Source organism: Granulicatella seriolae, from assembly GCF_024543085.1.
Taxonomy (GTDB): Bacteria; Bacillota; Bacilli; order Lactobacillales; family Aerococcaceae; genus Granulicatella; species Granulicatella seriolae.
The window spans coordinates 1-22,426 of sequence record NZ_JANHNZ010000004.1 but is presented as its reverse complement, the minus strand read 5'-3'; the positions used below and the strand labels follow the sequence as shown (position 1 = coordinate 22,426).

At 36.5% G+C, this 22,426-nt stretch carries 17 protein-coding genes; all 17 read right to left on the bottom strand.

Annotated elements, in window-relative coordinates; all coding sequences use genetic code 11:
• Positions 1-248 precede the first annotated feature (248 nt).
• Complete coding sequence (locus NPA36_RS05245) at positions 249-3,104, bottom strand: N-acetylmuramoyl-L-alanine amidase (protein ID WP_256945069.1); 2,856 nt, start codon at positions 3,102-3,104, stop codon at positions 249-251.
• A gap of 106 nt (positions 3,105-3,210) precedes the next feature.
• Positions 3,211-5,721: an LTA synthase family protein gene (locus NPA36_RS05240; RefSeq protein ID WP_256945068.1), complete on the bottom strand. Its 2,511-nt coding sequence runs from the start codon at positions 5,719-5,721 to the stop codon at positions 3,211-3,213.
• 113 nt (positions 5,722-5,834) lie between these two features.
• The gene (locus NPA36_RS05235) at positions 5,835-7,244 is read right to left on the bottom strand and encodes an MATE family efflux transporter (protein ID WP_256945067.1); all 1,410 of its coding nucleotides are present in this window, start codon (positions 7,242-7,244) and stop codon (positions 5,835-5,837) included.
• An 18-nt stretch (positions 7,245-7,262) separates the two neighbouring features.
• Complete coding sequence (locus NPA36_RS05230; RefSeq protein WP_256945066.1) at positions 7,263-8,234, bottom strand: glycosyltransferase; 972 nt, start codon at positions 8,232-8,234, stop codon at positions 7,263-7,265.
• Between the two features lie 16 nt (positions 8,235-8,250).
• On the bottom strand, positions 8,251-9,324 hold the full coding sequence (locus NPA36_RS05225) for an EpsG family protein (RefSeq protein WP_256945065.1): 1,074 nt from the start codon (positions 9,322-9,324) through the stop codon (positions 8,251-8,253).
• 7 nt (positions 9,325-9,331) lie between these two features.
• Positions 9,332-10,240, bottom strand: a complete 909-nt coding sequence (locus tag NPA36_RS05220; RefSeq protein ID WP_256945064.1) for a glycosyltransferase family 2 protein — start codon at positions 10,238-10,240, stop codon at positions 9,332-9,334.
• Between the two features lies 1 nt (position 10,241).
• A complete protein-coding gene (locus NPA36_RS05215; RefSeq protein ID WP_256945063.1) occupies positions 10,242-11,405 on the bottom strand; it encodes a glycosyltransferase in 1,164 nt (387 codons plus the stop codon).
• On the bottom strand, positions 11,402-12,127 hold the full coding sequence (locus NPA36_RS05210) for a glycosyltransferase (protein WP_256945062.1): 726 nt from the start codon (positions 12,125-12,127) through the stop codon (positions 11,402-11,404). The genes NPA36_RS05215 and NPA36_RS05210 overlap by 4 nt, the downstream gene beginning before the upstream one ends.
• Before the next feature lie 4 nt (positions 12,128-12,131).
• Positions 12,132-13,457, bottom strand: a complete 1,326-nt coding sequence (locus tag NPA36_RS05205) for a hypothetical protein (protein ID WP_256945061.1) — start codon at positions 13,455-13,457, stop codon at positions 12,132-12,134.
• A gap of 4 nt (positions 13,458-13,461) precedes the next feature.
• Positions 13,462-14,337 (bottom strand): glycosyltransferase family protein, encoded by an 876-nt coding sequence (locus NPA36_RS05200; protein WP_256945060.1) that lies wholly within the window; start codon positions 14,335-14,337, stop codon positions 13,462-13,464.
• Positions 14,324-15,169, bottom strand: a complete 846-nt coding sequence (rfbD, locus tag NPA36_RS05195; protein WP_256945059.1) for a dTDP-4-dehydrorhamnose reductase — start codon at positions 15,167-15,169, stop codon at positions 14,324-14,326. The genes NPA36_RS05200 and rfbD overlap by 14 nt, the downstream gene beginning before the upstream one ends.
• 263 nt (positions 15,170-15,432) lie before the next feature.
• Positions 15,433-16,461 (bottom strand): dTDP-glucose 4,6-dehydratase, encoded by a 1,029-nt coding sequence (gene rfbB, locus NPA36_RS05190; protein ID WP_256945058.1) that lies wholly within the window; start codon positions 16,459-16,461, stop codon positions 15,433-15,435.
• A gap of 32 nt (positions 16,462-16,493) precedes the next feature.
• Positions 16,494-17,066 (bottom strand): dTDP-4-dehydrorhamnose 3,5-epimerase, encoded by a 573-nt coding sequence (gene rfbC / locus NPA36_RS05185; protein ID WP_256945057.1) that lies wholly within the window; start codon positions 17,064-17,066, stop codon positions 16,494-16,496.
• Between the two features lies 1 nt (position 17,067).
• Positions 17,068-17,937, bottom strand: coding sequence for a glucose-1-phosphate thymidylyltransferase RfbA (gene rfbA, locus NPA36_RS05180; RefSeq protein WP_256945056.1), 870 nt, complete (start codon positions 17,935-17,937; stop codon positions 17,068-17,070).
• 89 nt (positions 17,938-18,026) lie between these two features.
• Entirely contained in the window at positions 18,027-19,151 is a 1,125-nt protein-coding gene (locus tag NPA36_RS05175; RefSeq protein ID WP_256945055.1) for an LCP family glycopolymer transferase, read from the bottom strand.
• Positions 19,152-19,302: 151 nt separating this feature from the next.
• Entirely contained in the window at positions 19,303-20,619 is a 1,317-nt protein-coding gene (locus tag NPA36_RS05170; RefSeq protein ID WP_256945054.1) for an LCP family glycopolymer transferase, read from the bottom strand.
• A 355-nt stretch (positions 20,620-20,974) separates the two neighbouring features.
• Positions 20,975-22,273: an LCP family glycopolymer transferase gene (locus tag NPA36_RS05165; RefSeq protein WP_256945053.1), complete on the bottom strand. Its 1,299-nt coding sequence runs from the start codon at positions 22,271-22,273 to the stop codon at positions 20,975-20,977.
• Positions 22,274-22,426 lie beyond the last annotated feature (153 nt).

Sequence of the window (22,426 nt, the reverse complement as noted above, 5' to 3'; positions counted from 1 at the left end):
TCACGGCGGTGCCACCGTTCCCATTTCGGATAGATTTCTGGGGAACTATTTATGATTTAGAAGCTTTTTTATTTTATTACAGACTTTTTGCCCAGCCCCTTGATAGAATTAGTTTCCAAGACATAAAAGAGTCCCCCAACAAGAATCAGAAATGACGGTACTACCGTTTTATTTCGGATGCTTATTAGGAGACTATCTTGTTAAACTCATAAAATGAATTTTTTGACTTACTTTTTCTTGCTTAATTCTTATTCATAAAATGAATAGTAGCCTTGAATACCTTTTACAACAGCATCAGCTAATTGTTCTTGGTAAGCTGCCGTTCTCATTTTGGCATTATCAGATAGGTTGTTCATAAAGCCTAATTCCAAAAGGACAGCAGGTGTGGCCGTTTCACGCAAGACGGCAAAGGTGTCGCGTCTAACGCCACGATTAAATGCACCTGTTTTACTAATTAGACTATCTTGAATCAGTTGTGCTAATTTTTGACTTCTAACTAAACGTTCTGAGTTTTCATGCATAACAGCATTAATTTTTGGTTGATAATTTGGGTCATATTCATACCAATACGTTTCAATCCCATTAGCCGTTGTTGGTGCACCATTGATAGTTGGCATGGCATTGAAATGTACACTCACAAAAATATCCGCATTGGTTGCATTTGCAAGAGTAGAACGCTCTGTAGTATGGTCTACAAAAACATCAGTCGTACGACTCATAATAACCGTATAACCAGCATTTTCCAGTTTTTGCTCAATCAATTTTGACACACTAAGATTCAGATTCTTTTCTGAAATGCCAAAGTAAGCAGCACCTGAATCTTTTCCGCCGTGACCTGGATCTAAGAAAATAATTTTACTTAATTGCGAAAAATCTCTAACACCTTGGTTATTTGCGGTAGATGGTGGAATACCAGGATTCCCTGCATTAGCCTGAATATCTTGAGCCGTTACAAATGGTGTATCTGTTTTTCCTGGAGCCGCTTGACCTTTTTTAACCAGCTTAACTTCATAGGCTTCCAGTCGTTTACCAGCACCAATCGTACCAGCTGTTTGACCATTTGAAGCCCAATCTAACCAGCCATAACCTTCAACATTAGCGCGGTAATAAATATCGTATTGTTTGTCCATGTCATCAGTTAGATTAATGGTCATGGCTTCTAATTGATGATTGGCATTCGTCGCAAAGGTTTGTCCATTGGATTTATTGGTCACCCACCCTAAACGACTAAAATGGCCAGAATACTGAACATTTCCCTTAATCGTTGGACTAACAGCTAACTTCAACTGGAAGTTATTAATGGTCTGACCACTACCACCACTAGTTTGGCCATCCTTGGCAACACCAGTCCATCCTTGGTTTTTCAGATAAGAAGCATATTGGATAGATGTTGTTTGAGCAACTGGCTTGGATACAGTTGTTACGAAAGGTACTTCGGTTTTGCCTGGAGCAGCTTGACCTTTTTTAACCACTTGAATCTCAATCCCTTCTAAACGAAGACCTGGCCCTTGGCTACCAGACATTTGATCATTTTTAGCCCAATCTAACCAACCATGGTTCTGAACATGGACACGGTAGTATACGTCATATTCTTTCTCTAATTGTTTGGTTAAACGAATTTGAATTCCTTCCAAACGCAAGGCACGGTTTTCTGTCCCGCTGAATTGACCATTACTAGAGTATTTTGATTCCCAACCAACATTTTGAATATGGGTACGGTACTCAATGTCTCCTAAACCTACATGTGAAGTTGGAAGATTAATTTTAATCCCTTCTAATCTTAAGGCACGGTTTTCTGTTCCACTCATTTTTGGCGCTTGAACAGGAGCTTGCCACCCCACATTTTGAATGTGAGTAGAATAAGATAAGATTGGTGCTTCAAGTGCTACAACTGGTGTATCTTTATAAGAAACGAAACTCTTCTCCGTAGAACCTGGTGCAGCACTACCTTTAGTCACCAATTGGATTTCGATGGCTTCTAAACGATAGCCTTTTCCTTCTGTACCCGCGTAGTTATCATTTTTTGCCCAACCTAACCAGCCATAATTTTGCGCATGGACGCGGTAATATATATCATATTGTTTTTCTAACTCACCGGTTAATTTGATCTGAATGGCTTCAAGACGTAAAGCCCTATTCTCTGTGCCACTTAGGCTACCATTTTTTGCATAGTTGGCTTCCCAACCGATATTCTGAATATGGGTTCTGTATTCAATATTTCCTAAAGTTTTCAGTTCTTCCGGAAGATTAATCTTAATCCCTTCCAGTCTAAATGCACGATTAACAGTACCACTCATGTTCGGTGATGTTACAAATGGTTGCCAACCAACATTTTGCACATGAGTAGTGTAGCTCAGACTTGGGACCACTGTTTGCTTAGCTCTTTCATTAGCAAATGTTGTAACAGACTCCGATGTTGCAACGCTAGAGCTCTCACTTGAAGAAGTGCTTGAACTAGAATCCACTTCAATTAGTGGTTCAATATCAAACGCAGTGTGATAAGGCAAAGAAAAACCTGTTGTTTCTGCTTTGTCATTCATTTCTTTGAAAGGTAAGTTGACCTCTTCTTCGGCAACTGCTTGACCCAATTCTGTTAGTTGCTCTTGAAAATGACTTTGATTAAGCTTTTCTAAATCAATCCCTTCAATCTTGATTGGGCTATCTGTAGCCTTCTCTTTAATCTCGATAGATTGTAAGTGATAACTAGCTTTTTCTTTATAATCTTTGGCAGCTACCGTATAGGTATAACGACCACTATTTTCATCAATCTGAAAGTCTGTGACCATTTCTTTCTTATTAGCGTCTAACCATTTAGCAGAGACAGCTTGAATAGCCTCTGTATCCTTTATCCCTAAACTGATAACGGTCAAATGGTTGATATCATCTATATCTATTTGTAAAGACTGTAAAAGAGGCTTAGACTCAGCTTGGCTGGTCACGGCTTCTTCAACTAGACTAGTGCTAGTTTCATCTGTAGTTGTTTCTTGCGTCGTTTCTTGTTTGTTCTCTTGACTAGTAGCATATTCATCTGCACTAACCACTGTAGGCATGATGCTAGCCAGCAGAAAACAGCTGACGAATAATACTTTAAGATTTTTCTTCATGCTTTCTCCCCTATCCTAATTACTTTACTATTCATTGTAACATAAAAATAGAGAGGCAAATATTTCAAATTCATGAAATATTCATCTCTCTATTTAGAACTAAATTTTATTCGACAGTAAGAATTTTTTCATCTTTTATCCGGTTATACTGAATCAACTGATAATCATGGTACAAGCCAGTCTCATCAACATTCTCATGGTAGTTTCCGTCAGCATCAAAGTAGCCCCACGTCGTCATGACAGGATAACCCTTTTCCATCTCAGCCAAGAAATTATAAAAGGCCGAAGTATTTAACGGGTATTGACTCTCTTTGAGACGATCAATGGTATAAGGAATAAGATAGTTTGGACTTAAAGGAACACCTGAAGATTCAGGAATATCAAAGTTAGCCCAGACTACAAATGGTGATACGTATTTATTTTCCTTATAATCACCTGTAAAGATGCTGCTATAGAACACCTGAGAAAGGGCTGGTTGATGGTCTCCATACATAATAATCACAGTCGGTTCAGGGTATTTTTGGAAATGACTTACTAATTCAGCAAAGGCCTCATCCGTTTTCTTTACACTAGTAAAGTACTCATTCTCTGCTTCTAACCCCTTAGCATTAACTCCTACCTGAACCTCGCTAGCAACTGCTCCAGTTTGATAGCCACCATGTCCTTGCATGGTTACGACAAAGGTAAACATCGGTTTATTACTAGTTTTCTTGTCATACAAACTTGCTACGCCTTCAAACAAGGATTTATCTGAAACAAACATACGCTCATTGCTTAGTGGGAAGAGAGATTTCAAGTCTGGTGTTGAATCGAAAAAGTATTGCTTATCGAAACCTAGGTAGTTCCAAACCTTATCTCGATTATAGTTTCTACGATTATTAGGATGAAGAGCAATCGTATCATAACCAAATGAACCTAAAAGTCTGGCATAACTGGATCGGTTTTCCGTAATCAACTGTTGATATGGAAAGGTATTTGGGGGCAAAATAGCTAAAGAATTACTAGTTAATACTTCATATTCAGTGTTAGCCGTACCACCTCCAAACACAGACACATAAAGATCACCATGAATGGTATTTTCCGCTAAACTATGTTGGAATGCCATTGGGTCCGGACTAACAAAGTCATCCCTATAACGCATAACGTCCATTTGTGACTCGTTTTGAATCAAAATAATATTTGGCTGTTGTGTCGTTGGCTGTGGACTGGTATACCCCTCCAGAATTTCATCCACCTTAGCCACCGAATAACCTTCTGGTACAGTTAACTTTGATTGATTATAGAAATCAACAAAGCTCAGTGCTGCTCCATTTTCCGAATACGTTTGGTACATCTTCCAAAAGTTTAGTGTGGTTGTCGTACGGTTTGCAATAATAGAAACGGCAGAAGGAAAAATAAAGTAGGCTGCCACCGTCATGATCACCATAATTGGAATACGCTTGAGCCAATGAATTTCATAGGGCTTAACTGGCAAGAATAGTATGAAAAGAACAAAGGCCAAAGTAATAACAATCGAAATAATAATCTGGTTGTCAAATTCGATATTGACCACATCGGCAACATTAGCAGCATCCCTAAACTGTTTCAAATGGTAATACTGCAAAGGCATATCTCGAACATCAATCATCATCTTATTAACAATTCCAGCTACCAAACAAATCAATAGCGTCACAATTGCTCCTGCTTTTCGATTCATAAAGACTAAGGTCAAGGTGAACATCAGCAAAGAAACAATTAGATAATTAGCAAGATAGTATTCTTTCCCAATTAATCTTAGATAATTATAACTATTTTCTAGCACAAAAATCCCTACGATTGGTACCAAATAAATTAACTTATTAATCCATTTTCTAATCTTGATATTTTCTGCCACTGAATGACTCCATAACTTCATAGTCATAAAAAGCAAAAACAAGAAAGCTGGCAGAGTTACTATCAGTTTTTTCATGGAGAAAATACTGGTATGAATAATAATGTAAGGTCGATTCATATAGAAAAATGAAAAATAAATGGCTAGAACTGCCGAAATTAAGATAATACCTAAGTAAAGCCATTCTTTTTTGGTGATTTCTGACAAGATATTCTTCTTATAAAATTGAATTATTACTACTATAAAGAAGCTTAAAATCACCCCCATAAAGATAGCATGCCAACTTAAACCATAACTGCTATCAAACTGAATCAGTTTCGATTCTAAACTCACGGTCGGTGAATAGGTGTCAACAGACTCCAAAAGTTTGTTATCTAAGAAAACTTGAAGGACACCACCATTATAACTATAGAAATAATCATAGGTAAGATTCTGCGCTTGCGAAATGGGAATAACTACCTCGTTGTTATCTCCATTGATGGTGTAAAATTCTGTTAAGGTATTGCTATCCGCATTAATCCATGTACTTCTTCTAAAGTCTGTATGGTTAACATAGTAGCCATTTACAAAAATCCCTGTTACCGTTTGAGTAAATCCCTGTGATTCTTCATTTTTTGAGCTTGTGGCAACGAATCTCAATTCACCGCTTCCTTGCCCAACCATAAACTCATCCTTGAAAGAAAAAGCTAAAATAGCAATGGCTAGAAAGCCTAGACAAAGCATGAAATATTTTTTGATAAGTTTCATCTAATCATTACCCTCCCAATTAGATCCTTGCATGTATGATAGAAAAAACCTATAGTCATAAAACTACAGGTTTTCAAATAGGCATATTTATAATAACACAGTTTGTAGAAAAACTAAATTTCTTTCAACTGTTTGAAGGATTGAACAATGTCATTTTTCTTAACAACTAGATAGATAGCCACAACGACCACATAGATAGCTGCTGCAAGCGGAATAGAGAAATTCCAACCGACAAAGATAAAAATAACGGTTAAAGCAAGCTCATACAAAATATCACGACTAACAGAAATTTGAAGTCTTTTAGCTAAAATTAATTCAGCAATAATGCTTCTAAGTGCTAGCAAAATAACGATTGAGATTAAGGCAGCTTCTAAGTTTTTGAAAACTACTGTTGTCAAGATGGTTAAGAAAATACTGAACATCATGGCAATAAAGTTAACTTTAAAGATATCTTTTTCCATTCGTAAGGCTTTCAAATACGTACCAATTAATAGAGCCATTTTGCCTTCATAAACGGACATAGGAAATACCAAAGCCATATAGGCAAGACTTTCAGAGTAGTTAGGTAACCATGCATTTAGAATGATTCGCAATGGGAAATAAAGTAGTAAAATAATAAACATTCCCGGCATTAAAATATTTTGTAATAGAGAATAGATTTTACGAAATTGCTCTTGACTCACCCGTTTAATCAAGGGGAAAACAACAATTCCAACTGCATTGATAAAAGTCATCATAAGGTTTGAGATTGATAAAGTTAGAGAAATTTTTCCGAACGTTTCAATGTCCCAGTTCTTCTCCACCCCAAATCTAACAATTCCAATAATCAACATACTGGCCACGTTGGACAGCATTAACTGACTACCCACCCGAATATTATCAATACTCTCCCAGATATCTAGACTATAATATTTTATATTCAACCAAAGAACGTCACGACAAATATAGACACCATAAAGTAGTGAAATAAGTTTAGCCACAACATCAGACAGTACCATAACTTGATAGTTTCGATTTCCAATAGCTAATAAGAATAAAAGCAAGGAAATATAGATAACACGGTCATTGATTAAGATAAATGAGCTCAATTTTATCTTATTGGTAGCCTGTAAAAGGGAAACAATATAGGTTCGCGAATTAGTGATTAAAATGTTGAGTGCAAACATAGCAAAGATAAATTTACGATCAGGCTCTATTACAAAAATCTGGCTAAAAATTAAAACTCCAATAGCTAAAAAGCTCAGAAAAAAATTAAAAGTAACAAATTGTGAGTAGAATTTTGGCTTGTCTAAGTCAGAGTAAGATGAACCACCATACTTTAAGTAAATCCCATCAACCCAACCCAGATGGAAAAATCCAACATAGGCAGCATAAAAAATATATAGCTGCCAATAGCCATAAGCAGCAACCCCAATAAGTTTCGGCAATATTAAAATAGCAAAAGAAGAAATAAAGACCGTTAGCAAATTGGAAGATACTAAATAGCCAAAGTTAGCCAATATTCGTTTTAATCTATCATTCAAAATAATTCTCCTAGTCTTTTAGTTCATTATGTTTCGTTTGATATTAAGACCCCATGCAATAAAATGATTCAGTCTCATGGAATAAATCAAGTCCCCAATATAGGTGTTTTTTGCATTATAATAAGACAGCAATTGTTTTAATTGCTTATATGTTTTAAAAGAAAAACGGGTCAGCAAGTCTTTTCGTAGCTTGGTCATAAGAATAAAGCTATCTATTTCTTTTTGAGCCAAGAGGTTTTCTGGCGCAATTTTTTGAGCTATCTCTAGTTGTGCTTGGTAGCGTCCTAGATACTTATTTACGTCAAGAATTCTATCTTGTAAGCTGTGGTTAAAGCTTTTGCTTTCAATGGTTTTAGTAGCATTTAGTAAATGATAGCGATGTTGGTCCAAACATTGGTCTAAACAAATCACCTTACCCATCAAAACACTGGTAAAAGTAACCAAGATATCATGGAAATCCATCCCTTTGATGGTTTCCAACTGATTGTCAAAGATACAATCAATCACCTGTTTTTTCACAGCTATCTGATAGCCAGACGGCCAAACCTTCATTAAGTCATTCAAGGATTTTTCTAGTTCAAGACCACTAGTAGGGTCCTGTCCAATGATTTGGTCATTTTGATCAATGTATTGAGATTTGCAGTAAACCATCTGCGTGTCTGTTTCTTGTAAGGATGCAAGCATCTTTTCGATTTTGTTGGCATGCCATACATCATCTTGGTCAGAGAAGAAGATGTAGTCTCCTTTAGCCTCTTTGAGCAGTTTTAAAAATGTGGCATAGTGACCTATATTGGCTTCATTTTGGGTTATTGACCAATTAGCTAGTTGGTGTTCTTTCATATAGTCAGAAACCAGTGCCACAGTAGCATCCGTTGATCCATCATCTATAATAACGACTTGATCGGGTGAAACACTCTGTCCCGCAATGCTATCTAATTGTTGTTTCAAAAATTCTTGCCCATTGTAGGTCGCCATAACAACTGAAATCATTGATCCCGCCCCCTTTTTAAAATGACCACAACAAATTGTGCTGAAGAATCGGGTAGATAACCCCTTCCCGATTAGAAAACCATAAAAATGCACCAGTAGATGCTAAGACAAAACAAACAATCGCAGCCAAAAGAACCCACTTAATATAGCGCTCTTTCTTGGTTTTTGGCTTAATTCGAAAGATTAATAAACAATAAACCATGTAGAAAAAAATAAAAAAATTACGATAAATCCGGTAAAAATCTACCGTTAAAATTAACAATGGATAAATCATTGTTAAAGCAATAGCTATTTTAAATGTAAAGCCTTGAATCCGAAGATCTCTTGGGGTCATATCATAATTCCCATGTTCTATTAGATAGTTAATACCATACATAATAAAAATATTAAAGGCTAAATAGCCGACAAATAAAATCTGTGCCTCCCAGCGAATACTATCCGTAAAATATACATCATAGCGATCAAATGGTGTCTCCATAGCAGCAAACATCGGTAAGAGTAATTTTACTCCTAGAACCCCTAATACCAAGCCAATCCCACTTAAAATTGCCGTCATTTTCAAGGAAAGAAAATAAACAATTGGGATAAGGAGAAAGAAGATGGCGCTTCGATGAAAGAAAAATGCCAACAGATTTCCTGCTAGATAAACTAATAGTCCATACTTTTTCTCCTTAAATAAGAACCAAGTTGATACAAATATAATGGCTAAAGCAATAAAATTTCTGATCTGAACAATGTCCAAAAAATAGGGGAAGAAGGCATAAAGTAACATGACCCAAAAATGGTCTCTGGAAAACTGTCGGCTAACAAAAAATAGAGCCGTTAACCCAAGAAAAGAAATCAAAACCAATAAGAACTGAAAATCAATTCCTAAAGCCACAAATCCTTCAAGGAGTAAGCTAAATAATTTCTCCAACTGGTTGGTGTGAGACAGAGTATTGCCAGCTTTAATTTCTTGGTAAAAGAAATCATAAGCTGGTCTGTCAATATTAAAACTATTAAAGGCAAATAAAATCCACATCAAGAAAAATAAGACGCCATATGGTACTAATGGCTTTAATTTACTAAGTCGTTTCATATAATCTCCCATTCGTTCCTCAATCCCACTCTTCATATGGTTTATACGCTTGACGAATTCCTTGATACATAGCGCCTAATTTCTTAAGCTTATCTTTTTCAAAGAAAACAACCGCCATAGCATCATGAATTAAACGATAAGTCATTAACTTACGAAATCCAGGAAATTCTTCCTTGTAAAGTAGCATGGTCTTGACACCATTTCTGGTAATATAGAATTTACGTTTTGAGCTGTGATGATTTGGTTTAATGGTCAAAAATAAGAGTCGTTTCTTAGTTCGGTTGCCAATGGTATGAGCCAAGGTGCATGCTGCTGTGGCAAATATTTTATAGCCATGCGACAAAACACGTAAACAAAACTCTGTATCCACTTGGTCAATAAAAAATTCTTGATTAAAGTCACCAATCTCCTTGAAGATAGCAACTGGCATCATACTACCAGAAGAAATCACAAAAGACACTTCCGCCGTTTCATCTGATTTTAAGGTAATATCTTGATAGCCATTTGGTGTTAGCTTAGCAAAATGGGCATATTCTAAAATATTTTTGTCTAAATAATTAGGAGCTAAAATACCAACTGGTTCACCTTCATCTAAGAGTGTATCAAACGTCCTTGACATGCTTTCAAAGAAATCTTTTGGGATCTGAGAGTCTTGGTCAAAGAAAACTACTCGGTCAAAGTGTAAGTCTTCAAACTCTTTAATGCCGACATTTTGTGCGAAGGCTAGACCAAAATTTTTCTCTAAAGAGGTGTACTTTAATTCTTTATGATCTTGAAGCAAATCGTTGATGGCTAAAATGGTTGGGTCATTTTGATTGCTTCCATTATCTACTACTAATACTTGGGTTGCTTGACTAATGCACTCTTGAATCAGTTGAAGAACATTATTATCTGGATTATAAGTTACTATTACAGTACCAATTCTCACTTTAGATCTCCAACTTTCTATTGATTATTAAGCTATCTTCAAGAGCTTTTCGAACAGTTTGATTGACCGCATCTACTGAAAAATAGTGATTAAAGACAGACTCTACTTGCGACCTCATCAAAGGTTCATGGTCATCCGCCATTTCTAAAACATCTTTAACGGACTTGTTTAAATCATTCAAATTAATATTAACGCCAACTTGATAGTCTTCAACTAATTGCTTAGTGTCCCCTTTAATGGTATTCACAATAGGTAGATTGCCATTAAAATAATCTAAGGACTTCATGGTCAAGCCGACCGCTACCGTATCTTTCATCATGTTAATACCGTAGTGGCAACGATTGAAAATTTCTTGTTTCTCAGCATCATCAAAAATTTTGCCATGGAAAACAATCTCAATACCATGTGCTTTGAGTTTGTCCATGAATTCTTCCGTTCTTTGCCCACCACCGATAATCTCAATCTTCACCGGTCTTTGGTGATTGACTGCATCCAAAAGGCTTACGATACCATCAATATCGATGACATTATTGATAGAACCTAAATAACAAAAGCGAATCTCTTGCTTATCCAAGACAGACTTTTTATCTTCTTGACTTTTTTTACGTGCTAAATAAAAAGTAGAGATTGGAACATTTTTTGGCAAAACATCCCTTAGCATATCCTGATAGTAGTGGCACTCCGTTAAAATCAAGTCAGCATTCTTTAGACTAGAGTTCCTTAACAATGACCAAAAATAAAATGGCAAAGCTAAGACTTTTTTAGCTTTCTCTGATGGAAATGATTGTGGCCATAAATCATAGATATCCAACACAAGTTTGGTATGTGGAAACTTTTTTTTGTATTTAGCAACAAAGTAAGAAACAAAATTTGGTGGTAACATGGCCACAACTAAGTCTGGCTTAATCTCTAGTAGGTTTTGATAAACTCCTTTAGCAAAGCCATAGTGTGAGCGAACTCTATCTATAGAGATACTTTTTTTATATTGAATAACCGGAATTTGAATGGCAGCAGGATTGCTTGAAACAAATTCTCCTCTGATAACTGGGTCATAATTTGATGTGATATAAGTGACTTGATAGCCATTTTCTACTAAATAAGATTCTATTAACTCCAACCTATTGGGATAGTAATCAAAGCAAGAAACTAAGACAGCTGTTTTCATTTTCTCACCCTTTTTAAGCGATATTGTAGAATAGCCCAGATTAGTTTTAAACGACCCATAATTTTAACAGATAAGGGACGATTATGCGTATCTGTTAAGTTACTTCCATGACGAACAAATTGAATCAATGGTTGGTCTAAATAATAGAATGAGTCTGGATCATTAATCAGAGTTGTAATCCCAATCCATTGGTCATGCATTTCAATTGAATTTGGAAATGGCAAACTAATCTCACGGATTTCTGGTTTAAAGGCCATCATACATCCAGTGAAATAGTTTTTGATTATTATAGATTGGACACTCTTACTAGCTTTTAAGTGTTTATGACGCATCCACGAATCAGCAATAAGACCTAAGTTATTGTCTACCACTTGTCCATCGTGCAAAACTAACTTAACAGATGGATTTTGATCGAAAATTTCCATGACATTTTTAACCTTATTGGGCAGCCAAACATCGTCTTGGTCGGATAAAAAGATAATATCTCCATGACATTGACTTAATCCATATTCGAAACTTTTAATGACTCCCATATTTTGAGCGTTCTTAAAAACTTGAACCTGTGGGAGGTGCATTCTCTCAATGATGGCAATCGTATCATCCGTCGAGCAATCATCAACAATGACAATCTCATCTGAGGTCGTCAATTGACTAACAATTGATGTAAGTTGACGCTCAATGAAGTTAGAGCCATTATAGGTCGCTAAACAAACCGAAATCATTTTCTCACACCTTTTCTTTTAAAGTGACTGAATTTATTGCAGCTATTCCGATAACCATTCCGATTCCAATTGGACTGTTCAAAAATGGATTAATATTGGTTAATACAAAAATAGAAAGTAGGATACTAATCGGTAGTGCAAATTGCCCTATAATTTTCTTTAGCGGCAGATACTTAAACAAAAACAGGATTGGCATGAATAAAAAGTTAAGCCATAAAAGTGAACCAACCAAGCCTTGTTCTACTTGAATGTCCACAAAACTCATTTCGATACCAGTTGTCCGATCTAAAATCTTACTTCCATAGCCATTCCCTACTACAAAGGTTACTGGGCTTGAAAGGCTAATATCTTTCGATGCTTTAAACAGTTCAACCCGTTTGTTGACACTACTATCCTCAATCACAACTTCTTCTCCATTGGTTTGTTGGCCAACCTCAAAATCAATGGCACCAAATCGTGAATTGGTCATTTCACGGTACATTAAAGGAACTGAGATAATGAGCACCATATAAATGGCCAGTCGTTGTATGTTCTTACGGCTTAAAAATTGATTTTTAAAGGAACTTAGACCTTGTTGGAAGAAAATACCCAGATAATCTAAAACGGTCAATGCAGCAATTCCGATAGCAAAAACTAAGATTAAACCTCTAGTTTCTGATAGGTAGATAGATAAGTATCCCAAGATAACTAAGGCTAAATTAGGGATAATTTTTTTACCAGAAGTCAGGTCCTTACAGGCAACTAACATGCCCACCAACATCATAAAGTGCCCTTTGTAAAAAGCACCACCACTTGGTCTAAAGAAGAGTTCTTTGCCCCATAGCTGATTTACAAACTCATAGTAAGTTCCATAAGACTGTCTAAAGACGATCATACCCAATAAATCGATGGCTATTGTGAACACAGCAATAAACAGTGAGCCCCAAAGAAGATAGTTCATAATCGTCTTCTTTTGAATCAATTGTTTATCGAAATAATATCTAAATGGGAAGAAAGTCAACAAGTAAACTACGCGTAAGAGGTCAGTAATAATTAAACCGCGTGGATGATGGTACATCAAACCAAGACCAGCAGAAAACACTGACCAAAAAAGGAGCAGATAGATACTGATAGAAAGATAGTCAAATTTTAAGAAGGTATTGACTTCCTTATTCAATATGCCCCCATTTGTTAAGACTCTGATTCCATATACCACTAGCAAGAGTGCAAATAAGATAATTCGGATGGAGACTGGAGAAACACTTGAGATATTAAAGAGATGGCCTCCACCACCAATGATTAATTCAATAACCATTAGATGTAACAGTAATTTTTCAATTTTTTCTAACATAGGTTTATCCTTTAATAAATTTTTTTAGTGTATAATGAGCAATCTTTTTATCTTTTACTTTTAAGAGCTGCTTAAACATGCGCAATAATAAATGAAAACGAAATTTAGAAAATTTACTAGCATCAATTTCCTTATAAAAGCGATATTCTGAATCTAGAATGGATTGGTATCTTTGAAGAGAAACTGTATTGTAATCCATTACAGAAAGCTGATGCGGCATTTGGCTTTCTAGCACCTGAATTGGAACGTTATTTTGCGAAAGTTGAAAAAATACCCAATGGTCTAGATAATCCAATGGAAAATCTAAAGAAAATCCACCCATGTCTTTCAATACCTCTGCCTGAAAGACAGAAGCTGAATTAATAGCCATAATTCCTTCTTTGTAAACACCTGGTTCAGGTAATTCAGCAAAAGATTTAGATACTTTTTCGCTAAATATCGGAGAAATCTGCAACTGTTCCGACATCATTCGTGGCACCCATACACTAACCTTTTGAGTGTTTTTAGATACCGTAGCAAATAATTCTTCAAAATAGGTCAAACTTAAGTGCGTATCTTGATCCAACAACAGTAAGTAATCTTGATCAGAAAGCTTGTCTAAAACTTGATTATAGGCTGCAGCCAAGCCGCTATTCCCTTGATTAGGACTATAGTCACAAGAAATTTCTTTGAAAATGGTCTGCTTGTCAGATGTTTCATTAACTTCAGAACTGTTATCTGATACAGTAAGCGAAAACCCTATGTCATATTGCTTAGATAAGGCTAGCAATGGCTCTTCCATGTTCTGAAGACTTTTTATGGTCGTTGACGCATCAATCTCTGTTTTGTAAAGCACCACTACTGCATGAACTATTATTTTCGTAGAATTACTTATTTCCATCAATTTGACCTAAAAATGTTTCTAGAGCTTCTTGCCAAGTTGGAATGTGGAATCCTGTCGCCTTCGCTTTGCTCAAATCCATAACAGAGTGTTTTGGTCTATAAGCCTTTTGTGGAAATTGATCAGAAGTAACAGGTAAAACAGTCACCTCTGTATCCTTTAAGATTTCTGTTGCAAAATCAAACCAAGTACAACTATTATCATTTGAGAAGAAGTATAATCCCTGTTCAGCATGACTATCAACTAAATGTGTCATAAATTCTGCCAAGTTGCGTGTCCAAGTAGGTCTACCGTGTTGGTCGTTTACTACGGTTAAAGTATCCCTTGTTTTCGCTAGGTTTTGCATAGTGAAAACAAAGTTATGACCATATTGACCAAAAACCCATGAAGTACGAACAATATAGTAAGGTGCACCACTCTCCATAATAGCAACTTCGCCCTCATATTTGCTACGACCATACTCACTCTTTGGATTAACGTCATCTTCAATGGTGTATTCTTCTAATTTTGTACCATCGAATACATAGTCAGTTGATAGGTAAACAATAGTAGCACCTAATTCTGCTGCTACAGAAGCAACATTCTTGGTTCCAACTACATTGACTAAATGGTTTAGCTCTTTTCCTTCATCTTCTGCTTTATCAACTGCAGTGTAGGCAGCACAATGATAGATAGTTGTTGCATTGACTTCTGTTAAGAACGCACGAACATCATCCTCTTTAGTAATGTCCATTTCAGCGATATCTGCCGCAACATATGGGATATTTCTTTGGTCTAATAGGTGTCTTAATTCCGTTCCTAACTGACCATTTCCTCCTGTAATAACAATCATGGGTTTTCCCTCTTCTTTCTAATCTGTGATGGTGTTTGATAGTTTCTACTGAATAAATTCAAGTCTCCAGATCATCAGTCGGAAATCAAAACGGTGACAAGGTTCTGAGCCTTGATCTCAGAACGCACCGATTTTACATATCTGTCATTAGGCGAAAGCACCAAACAGCTATGATGTGTTCGGTGTGCTTTACACCTTGATTTCAAACAGATAAACTGGAGACTCTGTTGTGACTTGATCTTATTCCTTAGTTTTGTCCAATTCTATTGGCCAGCTTTAGCGTAGTTAGCTTCTACTGCTTCTTTTTCACTCTTCCACCAGTCTTGGTTATCTGTATACCATTGGATGGTGTTTGCTAATCCTTCTTTAAAGTTGGTGAATTCTGGTTGCCACCCTAGTTCTTCTCTTAATTTTCTAGAGTCGATGGCATATCGTAAATCATGGCCAGCACGGTCTGTTACATGTTCATAGGCATCTTTTGGTTGCCCCATTAATTCTAAGATTAATTCCATAACCGTATTATTATCTTCTTCTCCATCAGCACCAATCAAATACGTTTCGCCGATACGTCCCTTAGTCAAAATAGCCCATACAGCTGAAGAATGATCGTTGGTATGAATCCAATCACGAACATTTTTGCCTTCACCATATAATTTAGGCGTAATGCCGCTAAGAATATTAGTGATTTGGCGTGGAATGAATTTTTCAATATGTTGATATGGTCCATAGTTGTTTGAACAGTTGGAAATGGTTGCTTGCAAACCAAATGAGCGTACCCAAGCTTTTACTAAAAGGTCTGAACCAGCTTTAGTAGAAGAATATGGACTAGAAGGGTTGTAAGGTGTTTGGTCTGTAAACTTCTCACCTTCTCCTTCCCCATGACCTGGCAAGTCTTCTCTCAATGGGAGATCGCCATAGACTTCATCTGTCGATACATGGTGGTAACGCACATTGTGTTTGCGACAAGCTTCAATCAAAACATAAGTACCAATCAAATTAGTATGCACAAATGGAAATGGGTCTTTTAAAGAATTGTCATTGTGAGATTCTGCTGCATAATGTACTACAGCATCTGCATTAGCAACTAGTGAATCCACTAATTCAGCATCTGCAATATCTCCTACAACCAGTTCAACTCTGTCTTCTGGTAATCCAGCTAAGTTTTCTTTATTTCCTGCATAAGTTAGTTTATCTAAAACTGTTACATGCACTTCAGGGTGATGTTTTACAACGTAATGAACAAAGTTAGAACCAATAAAACCTGCTCCACCTGTCACAATAATATTTTTCATTCCAGTCTTCCTCTCTAATCCTCTAATACTTTTTAAATTTCTCCGTATACAAACGGGTTTTGACTCTCAAACTCTTTTAAGGTTGGGTGCTTGCTATCTTTTTCTGAAGTAATGGCCTTAGAGTAATCAATAGTCCAATTGATATCCAAATCTGGGTCATCAAAAGCAATGCCTCCGTCTGCTGGACCATTATAATAACCATCACATTTATATAAAAAGTTGACATTTGGGGTCAAGGTCACAAAACCATGGGCAAATCCTTTTGGAACCAATAGTTGACGATGATTGTGTTCTGATAAGACAAAACCTTCCCATTTGCCATAGGTTGGGCTGCCTTTACGGATATCGACAATAACATCTAGCACAGCGCCAGATACAACCCTGACCAACTTGGTTTGAGCTGCCTCTCCCTTTTGGAAATGGAGTCCTCTTAAAACACCTGCCTGTGTAGATAGGGAATGGTTGTCTTGAACAAAATCATAAAATAAGCCCGCTTCTTCAAACTTAGCCTTTGAATAGGATTCTGTGAAGAAGCCACGATGGTCTCCAAAAACATCCATTTCAATAATTTTTGCATCTACTAAACTTGTATCTATCACTTTCATCCTATGCTTCACCCACTAATCTAAGTAAATATTGCCCATAGGCATTTTTCTTTAATGGTTGTGCCAATTCAATAATCTTTTCTTTATTAATATAGCCCATGCGATAAGCAATTTCTTCTAAACAGGCTACTTTTAGATTTTGTCTTTTTTCAATCGTTTCTACAAAGGTTGATGCTTCCAACAGAGATTCATGTGTCCCTGTATCCAACCAAGCAAAGCCACGTCCCATAAGTTCAACTTCTAAATCTCCACGATCTAAGTATGCCTTATTAACATCCGTAATTTCAATCTCACCACGGTCAGAAGGCTTAATGTTTTTAGCAATCTCTACCACATCATTGTCATAGAAATAAAGCCCTGTAACAGCATAATTAGATTTTGGTTTGGCTGGTTTTTCTTCAATAGAAATAGCTTTCATATCTTGGTCAAATTCTACTACACCAAACCGTTCTGGGTCATTAACATGGTAGCCAAAAACTGTCGCTCCTTTTTCTTTAGCCGCAGCACGTTGAACCATTTTAGATAATCCGCCACCATAATAAATATTATCACCAAGAATCAAGGCCACTGAATCTTCTCCAATGAAATCCGCACCGATAATAAAGGCTTCAGCTAGACCATTTGGCTGTTCTTGAACAGCATAAGAGATTGAAATGCCTAAATCAGAACCATCTCCTAATAATTGTTCAAAACGTGGTGTATCCGTTGGTGTAGAAATCACCAAAACTTCCTTGATTCCAGCTAACATTAAAATGGATAGTGGGTAGTAAATCATTGGTTTGTCATAGATGGGCATTAATTGTTTGGATACAGCCTTTGTTAATGGGTATAATCTAGTCCCACTTCCTCCAGCAAGAATAATTCCTTTCATTTCATCAACCTCCAAGATATTTTTTTACTCATTTCATTCAGTATAATGGATTGCATTGATTTGTGCAAAAACTCTTTGACTAGTTCATCTTAGTAGCCAAATACTCCTGTTGTTTCATACAATTCACCATTGTCATTTCTATAGTAGTAAGGCGTATCAATGACCACATTGTCATCCTTATCTAGACCATCAAATGTTTCTGACATTCCCGGCACATATAATGATTTGAACTCATCATAAGTCAACTCGTTTAAATTTAAAGAACGGCGCAATTGGTTGCTGATTCTTAGTAGTTCTTGTTTCGAAATATAAAAAGTTGATAGATCGTCCACATACATATCATGCGCATGAAGCGTTTCTTGCGTAAAGTCAGAGACAGATGATAGGTAATTTTGCTGCAAGTCTATTAAGTCATTCATGGTCAGGTTGGTTCTTACATTATTTTCCAAGGTATCGAAAACACTTTGGTAGTTCATAATGGAATCCAAACTAATCGCTTTTTGTAAAATAGCCTTAATTACTTTTTGTTGGCGAACTTGACGGCCAAAGTCTCCATTAGGGTCTTCGTACCGCATACGAGAATAGGCCAAAGCAAACATGCCATCCAAATGCTGCTCCCCTACAGGAAAATGCAAATCATCAAAAGTAAAGTCAAAGTCATTGTAAATATCAATACCACCTATGGCATCGACAATCCCCTTCATACCATCCATACTCACTTCAACATAATAATCAATCGGTACTTGAAGTAAATTTTGCACCGTATTGATACTCATAGCTGCACCACCATAAGCATAGGCATGGTTAATTTTTTCATAGGTATTATGGCCTATAATTTCAGCATAGGTGTCTCTAGGCAAACTGACTAATGTTGTAGACTTGGTTTTTGGATTAATGGTTAGGACCAACATCGTATCCGTTCTTCCACCATCAGCTAAGGAACGAGACTCTTCTTCACCATAATCGACTCCTAACAATAGTATTGAAATTGGATCTGAAGATTTTGTTTTTACTTCCTTATCTCTAAGTGAGATGGTATCTACTTCATTATGAATAGCTTCCAACATATTGGAAAAACTTCCAAAGGCACGGAATAGGAAAAAGACAATTCCCGCTACGAAAATAAGAAGTAGACCTAAAAAAATACGCCGCTTTCTTTTCTTACGGTGTTTACGTTCAAGCTTTTGAGATTGACGTGACTCTACGTTTTTCATTTCATCCCTACTTTCACAAAAAAATAAAGGTCCATCCTTCTCTATATCATCTGCTTATTATACTAGATATCTCCGGCAATTGTAAAAGAGTATCTATTTTTTAACAAAGATTAATATTTACTAGAGAATTGGACCTTTATGGATGTTGCTCTTAATTGGATTCACTTGAAGACGGTACCTCTGTCGAAGATGAAGAAGGTACTTCTGGGATTGGTGCAGTTGAAGAACTTGAACTTGAAACTTCACTAGATTGAGGTGTCTCTGGTGCCTCATAAGAAGATGAACTTGAGTGGACCGAAGTATTTGATTGCGGCTGACTTGGTGCTACATAAGAACTAGAATCAACTTCTTGCCAAGTTGACGTTGAAGTAGACGAGGAAGAATATTCTGGTTGAACTTGGTTGACTTCCAATTCATAGGGTGAAGCAGAATCCGTATCAATAATTTGTGTTTTATCAACTTCAAAGATATTTAAATCACTCATGGTACTTGGTTGTAAGCCAAGTGTTGAACGTAGGAGATTACTTACGCGCAAGAGTTCTTCAGGTTGGATATAAAAATAGAAGATATTGTTAATCATCATGGCATCCCCTTGAATCGTTGCACTAGAGAAGTTGTTGATGCTAGATTGATATTTGGATTGGATAGACATGATTTCATTAAAGCTGAGGTTGGTCAAGACGTTGTTTTCGATAGTAGAAAGAATTGGTCCATAATTGGTTAAACTTTGTAGACTTAAGGCTTTTCTTAAGATGGCTTCTATAACCATTCTTTGGCGTTGCTGTCTACCATAGTCACCTTCTGGATCTTCGTAACGCATTCTAGAAAAGGCCAAAGCTCTCATTCCATCAAGTGTCACAGGTTTATCTTTTTCAAAAGGAATATCATCAAAAGTAAATGTTAACGGACTAGTGATATCAATCCCACCTACCGCATCAACAATCTCACTCAAACCTTTCATATTCACTACAATGTAATAGTCGATTGGAATATTCAACATTTTTTGAACAGTGTTGATAGACATCTCTGCCTTACCAAAAGCATAAGCGTGGTTTATCTTATCATAAGTATTATTTCCAGCAATTTCCACATAGGAATCACGTGGGATACTCACCATAGTGGTTGTTTGTTCTTTAGGATTAACGGTCAAGACAATCATGGTATCTGACCGCTCACCATCTTGCTCAACTGTCCGTCCACCAATCCCAGTATCTGTCCCCAATAACAGAACAGAAAACGGTTGAGAGGCTTCAATGTTGACGGAAGAGTCTCTTAACTTATTGGCATTCACTTCTGATTGAATTTTATTAAGGGAGTTTTGAACATCCAAATAGGCTTTGACCCCATATACTGTTCCAGCAAGAAGAACAATGGCAAGGAAGTATCCAATGTATCTCCAGATTCGCTTTCTTGATTTCTTTTTCTTTCTCTTTTCGATTCGACTTTCAAGTACTTCTTTATTTTTCAATCTCTTGACTCCTCTACTATTGTTTGAGCATCACAATTCTTCAACAGTATACTATTATTTTCACGCAATGAATAGCACTAAGCTATTACATTTCCTTAAATTTTCTTTACATTTTTATTGAAAATAAACTTACAATAAACTGATGTTCTTACTGAGAATGGTTTATTGCTATAAAGCCCTTATCTCTAAAACATAGCATTGGCATCAACTTGTACAACGACACTGAAGAATAGGGGTATGTAGAACCTATATACCATTATAATCATACATAGTTCAATATTACTTAAAAGAGCTACAAAAACCAAGAACTGATTTTTGTAGCTCTACTTATTGATTAGATTTAACCCCTATTTCTCTATTGTGAACCATCTGGTGAAAGAGGTGGTGTTTCTGCTGGGTTAGATGGGGCTTCTGGTTCAACCGGAGTTGATGGTTGTTCCGGCTCCACTGGCGCTGTGTTAGATGAACTTGATTCTACCGGCGGAGTTGGCGTACTTGAACTTGAATCAACTGGTGGTGTTGGAAGTGATGTTTCCGGCTCTTCATTTACTGATTGCTGATAAGCTGGCTCTTCATACACCGGAGGCTCATAAGCTGGCTCTACAGGAGCTTCTGGTTCAGGTGGAACTGGTTGACTTTCAGATGAGGATGAACTTGATGATTCCTCTTTAGCATTTTGAACAGTTCCCTCTTCTAAACGATCATCTTTACCAGGATTGGTTAAATCTGTTAAAGCCACAAAACCTAATTGTCCACGTAATAGGTTCGACATGTGTAGGAGCTCTTCATCGCTAATACCACGTGTTGTTGTGGTGCCATCGGTCGTTTCTGTGATCTTAATTTGTTCAAACACAACTTTCCCAAAGCTATTCTTGTAAAGAGTTTGAATACTACGCATTTCATCTAAGGACATATTAGTTTGAACTGTAGCTGTAAATGCTGAAAGGTACTTTTTATAGTTGAAAACATTAGACACTTGATTCAAACGATCTGCCGTATTAACAAAAATTTGAGCTTTCATATCAAGTAGACGTTGGCTATCGGCTGAATTACTACCTTTTGTTTTTAAGAGTTGACTTGCTTGTTGACCACTAATAACTTGCTTAGAACCTGGTGTATAGTTTACACCACCTATAGTTTGTGTTAATTCACTTGTAATTTCGACTCCACCCAAACTATCAATTAGTCCAACTGCATTCGCTTCATCCACAGCAACAAAAATATCAACTGGTATATTTAACAATTGTTGAACGGTCTGAATAACCAAATCTTCTTTTCCTTCATGGTATGCCTCTGCGATAGTAATCTTTTCATCGTGCCCTTCAATGCTTAATGACAAATCAGTTGGCAATTCAACTAAAGTCGTTTGATTTGTTTTTGGATTTAACGTCACAACAACCGCAGTTTCGGCTCTACGATTGGCATTTTTCTTGGTTAAAGGATCGCCTTCAACACCAATATATAGAAGTGAAATTTGATTTTGACCATCTACATTTAACTTCTTTTGACGTAAGCTTGATTTAGGAGTATTGACATAGACACTATATGCCCCACTGACAATACGTCCATAAACAGAGTACCCTACTGTAATTGCTACTATGCCAATAAAAACAAGCACTCCTAAAAAAATTAAGATTGCTTTTTTATATGGCAACTGTTTTTTAGCTCCTTTTTTTCCTTCTTTACTAAAACTTGAAACATAAAAAAGCGTGTCTAACCCTTGATATACCTAACTTTTACGCCATAAAAATAGCATGAACCTCTCCAAATTGGTAAAATAGAGTTATCAAAAAACCATCTACCAAGG

Coding starts and splice junctions, on each gene's coding strand:
- NPA36_RS05245 (WP_256945069.1), bottom strand. CDS start 3,104: ATGAAGAAAAATCTTAAAGTATTATTCGTCAGCTGTTTTCTGCTGGCT.
- NPA36_RS05240 (WP_256945068.1), bottom strand. CDS start 5,721: ATGAAACTTATCAAAAAATATTTCATGCTTTGTCTAGGCTTTCTAGCC.
- NPA36_RS05230 (WP_256945066.1), bottom strand. CDS start 8,234: ATGATTTCAGTTGTTATGGCGACCTACAATGGGCAAGAATTTTTGAAA.
- NPA36_RS05225 (WP_256945065.1), bottom strand. CDS start 9,324: ATGGGAGATTATATGAAACGACTTAGTAAATTAAAGCCATTAGTACCA.
- NPA36_RS05215 (WP_256945063.1), bottom strand. CDS start 11,405: ATGAAAACAGCTGTCTTAGTTTCTTGCTTTGATTACTATCCCAATAGG.
- NPA36_RS05210 (WP_256945062.1), bottom strand. CDS start 12,127: ATGATTTCGGTTTGTTTAGCGACCTATAATGGCTCTAACTTCATTGAG.
- NPA36_RS05205 (WP_256945061.1), bottom strand. CDS start 13,457: ATGTTAGAAAAAATTGAAAAATTACTGTTACATCTAATGGTTATTGAA.
- NPA36_RS05200 (WP_256945060.1), bottom strand. CDS start 14,337: ATGGAAATAAGTAATTCTACGAAAATAATAGTTCATGCAGTAGTGGTG.
- rfbD (WP_256945059.1), bottom strand. CDS start 15,169: ATGATTGTTATTACAGGAGGAAATGGTCAGTTAGGAACGGAATTAAGA.
- rfbB (WP_256945058.1), bottom strand. CDS start 16,461: ATGAAAAATATTATTGTGACAGGTGGAGCAGGTTTTATTGGTTCTAAC.
- rfbC (WP_256945057.1), bottom strand. CDS start 17,066: ATGAAAGTGATAGATACAAGTTTAGTAGATGCAAAAATTATTGAAATG.
- rfbA (WP_256945056.1), bottom strand. CDS start 17,937: ATGAAAGGAATTATTCTTGCTGGAGGAAGTGGGACTAGATTATACCCA.
- NPA36_RS05175 (WP_256945055.1), bottom strand. CDS start 19,151: ATGAAAAACGTAGAGTCACGTCAATCTCAAAAGCTTGAACGTAAACAC.